We start from the raw sequence: 234 nt of genomic DNA, 5'->3' as shown, positions 1-234 counted from the left end.
ATTGCTCGGTATTTTTTTGCATAAAGTGCTCGGGTGGGTACATTATAATAGCTCCTCAAGTCGTAACTTTATAGCTGGCCATTGCTCGTCAGTAATGCTGAATTTTGCGGTGTTGCGATATGAACCATCTTCTAGACGTCGGTCTTTTTGGGCTATTCCTTCATACTTAGCGCCTAAACGGGCAATGGCATTGCGTGATTGTTGATTGTGCTCATGGGTATTAAAACTAATCCG

The 234-nt window shown here is 42.7% G+C and carries 1 protein-coding gene; it reads right to left on the bottom strand.

What is annotated here, in order from left to right:
* Positions 1-42 precede the first annotated feature (42 nt).
* Positions 43-234 (bottom strand): GNAT family N-acetyltransferase (locus SB724_RS21930; RefSeq protein ID WP_410573200.1); only part of this gene is annotated, 192 nt, incomplete at its 5' end.

The sequence above is a fragment of the Bacillus sp. SIMBA_031 genome (assembly GCF_046535225.1).
Classification (GTDB): domain Bacteria; phylum Bacillota; class Bacilli; order Bacillales; family Bacillaceae; genus Bacillus; species Bacillus velezensis.
This window is presented reverse-complemented; position numbering and strand designations above follow the sequence as displayed.